Annotated in this window: 3 protein-coding genes; all 3 read left to right on the forward strand. The window is 70.4% G+C overall.

What is annotated here, in order from left to right; all coding sequences use genetic code 11:
- Window positions 1-958 (forward strand): pseudouridine synthase (locus VGF12_RS10395; protein WP_331175961.1); only part of this gene is annotated, 958 nt, incomplete at its 5' end.
- Complete coding sequence (gene miaA, locus VGF12_RS10400) at window positions 943-1,869, forward strand: tRNA (adenosine(37)-N6)-dimethylallyltransferase MiaA (protein ID WP_331175962.1); 927 nt, start codon at window positions 943-945, stop codon at window positions 1,867-1,869. The genes VGF12_RS10395 and miaA, both read left to right, overlap by 16 nt.
- Window positions 1,870-1,941: 72 nt before the next feature.
- On the forward strand, window positions 1,942-2,826 hold the full coding sequence (locus VGF12_RS10405; protein WP_331175963.1) for an SPFH domain-containing protein: 885 nt from the start codon (window positions 1,942-1,944) through the stop codon (window positions 2,824-2,826).
- The last annotated feature ends 113 nt before the right edge of the window (window positions 2,827-2,939 follow it).

Raw genomic sequence — 2,939 nt, forward strand, 5'->3', positions numbered from 1 at the left:
TGGCCCGCAGCGCGCCCAACGCGGCGAACCGGTGCGGCGCAACGAGCACCGCGACGAACGCCCCGGCGACCGCACGCGTGACGACCGCCCGCCGCGCGTCGACCAGCGCCGCGCGTCCAACCGCGGCCCCGGCTTCGAGCCGCCCCAGCGCCCGCAGCAGCGCCTGAATCCGGCGCGCCAGGTCGACGCCGAGGACGGCGAGCGCCTGTCCAAGCGCATGAGCGAGCTGAAGATGGCGTCGCGCCGCGAGGCCGACGAATGGATCGCCGCCGGCTGGGTGCGGGTCGACGGCAAAGTGGCCGTGCTGGGCCAGCGCGTCGTCGGCGACGTCGAGATCACCATCGACCCCGCCGCCCGCCAGGCCCAGTCCCAGCTGGTCACGGTGCTGTTGCACAAGCCCATCGGCTATGTGTCCGGCCAGGCGGAGGACGGCTACGAGCCGGCCGTTGTGCTGTTCCAGCCTGAAAACCGCTGGAAGGAAGACCCGTCCGGCATCAAGCCCCATCCCAACCATCATCGCCACCTCGCGCCCGCGGGCAGGCTGGACATCGACTCCACCGGCCTGCTGGTGCTGACCCAGGACGGCCGCATCGCCAAGGCGCTGATCGGCGACGATTCCGACATCGAGAAGGAGTACCTCGTGCGGGTCGAGTTCGTGGGTCACGAGGTGCCCGAAGGCACGCTGCCCAATGAGGCGCTGACACCCGACAAGCTGGCCCTGCTGAACCACGGGCTGGCGCTGGACGGCGAGGCGCTCAAGCCCGCAAAGGTCAGCTGGCAGAACGAGCAGCAGCTGCGCTTCGTGCTGCGGGAGGGCAAGAAGCGCCAGATCCGCCGCATGTGCGAGCTGGTGGGCCTCAAGGTCGTCGGCCTGAAGCGCGTGCGCATCGGCCGCATCCCGCTGGGCCACCTGCCCGTGGGTCAGTGGCGCTACCTCGCTCCATGGGAACGTTTCTGACGCCCATCTGCCTGGCCGGCCCCACCGGTTGCGGCAAGACGGCGGCGGCCCTGGCGATTGCCGAGGTGCTGCCGGTGGAGATCATCAGCGTCGACTCGGCGCTGGTCTACCGCAGCATGGACATCGGCACCGCCAAGCCCACGGCGGCCGAGCAGGCCGCGGTGCCGCACCACCTGATCGACATCCTCGATCCGCTCGACAGCTACTCGGCCGCCGAGTTCGTGCGCGATGCCAAGCGGCTGGCGGGGGAGATCACGGCCCGCGGCCGGCTGCCGCTGCTGGTGGGCGGCACGATGCTGTACTTCAAGGCGCTGTTCGACGGCCTCTCCACGCTGCCCCAGGCCGATGCCGAGCTGCGCGCCGCCATCGACGCCGAGGCGGCCGAACGCGGCTGGCCGGCGCTGCATGCGGAACTGGCGCGGCTGGATCCGCAGACCGCGGAGCGGCTGGCCCCGAACGACAGCCAGCGCATCCAGCGGGCCCTCGAAGTCATCCGCCTCACAGGCCGGCCGCTGAGCCTCTTGCACGCCGCCACACGCGACGAAGGCGTGGATTGGCCGCTGTTCTCGCTGGAGCCCCTGGACCGCGCCTGGCTGCACGAGCGGCTGGCCCAGCGCTTCGACCTGATGCTGCAGCAAGGGCTGGTCGACGAAGTCAGGGCCTTGCGCGCCCGGGGCGACCTGAGCCTGGCCCTGCCGTCCATGCGCTGCGTCGGCTACCGCCAGGTCTGGGAGGCCCTGGACGCCAACGACTTCCATGACCTGCGCGAACGCGGCATCGCCGCCACCCGCCAGCTGGCCAAGCGCCAGATCACCTGGTTACGCAGCATGCCGCGCCGCCGCGTCATCGCCTGCGACGGCCCCCAACCGACACCTGAGCTGCTGGCCGGGCTGCAACGCCTGCTGGGCTGAACCCTCTTGCGCGACGCCGAAAGCCCCGCTAAAGTGATATCACTTTGATTCACTTTTGAGGCGAGACAACTCATGACCACACCCTCCCCGTCGCGCGACACCACCGTCAGCGAGAGCGCAGCGCGCAGCGTCAACGGCTATCCCATGGTGGCGCTGGGCGTGGGGCTGATCGCCATCGGCATCAGCCTGATCCGCGGCGCCCCCCTGCTGGGCGTCCCGCTGATCGTGGCCGGGGTGTTGACGCTGGTCGGGCTGTACATGCTCAACCCCAACCAGGCCGCCGCGCTGACCCTGTTCGGCGCCTACATCGGCAGCGACCGCGGCACCGGCCTGCGCTGGGCCAACCCCCTGGCGGTCAAGAAGCGCGTCTCGCTGCGCGACCGCAACCTCAACGCGCCGGTGCTCAAGGTCAACGACCAGCGGGGCAACCCCATCGAGATCAGCGCCGTCGTCGTCTGGCGGGTGCGTGACACCGTGCAGGCGCTGTTCCAGGTGGACGACTACGAGGCATATGTGCGCGTGCAGGCCGAGGCCGCCATCCGTCACCTGGCCACCTGCTACGCCTATGACGAGGCCGACGAGGTGGAGGCAGGCGCCGTGACGCTGCGCGGCGGCCAGGACGTCGTCGCGCTGGCGCTGCGCGCCGAGCTGCAGGCCCGCTTCGCCGACGCCGGCGTGGATGTGCTGGACGCCAAGATCAGTCACCTCGCCTACGCCCCCGAGATCGCCCAGGTCATGCTGCGCCGCCAGCAGGCCGAGGCCATCATCAGCGCACGCAGCAAGATCGTGCAGGGGGCCGTGGAGATGGTCGAGTCCGCGCTGAAGGGCCTCAGCGAGCGCGAGATCGTCGTGCTGGACGACGAGCGCCGCGCCGCCATGGTCAGCAACCTGCTGGTGGTGCTGTGCTCGGACCGCGAGACCCAGCCGGTCGTGAATACCGGCTCGCTGTACACCTGAGGGGCCGCCATGCAGAGCCGCCTGTTCCGCTTCGCATGGCCGTTCACCGCCCTGCTCATGACGGCCACGCTGCCATGGTTCCCCGAACAGGTCGGTGACCCCGGCCAAGAGAT

Source organism: Roseateles sp. (assembly GCF_036404855.1).
GTDB lineage: Bacteria > Pseudomonadota > Gammaproteobacteria > Burkholderiales > Burkholderiaceae_C > Pelomonas.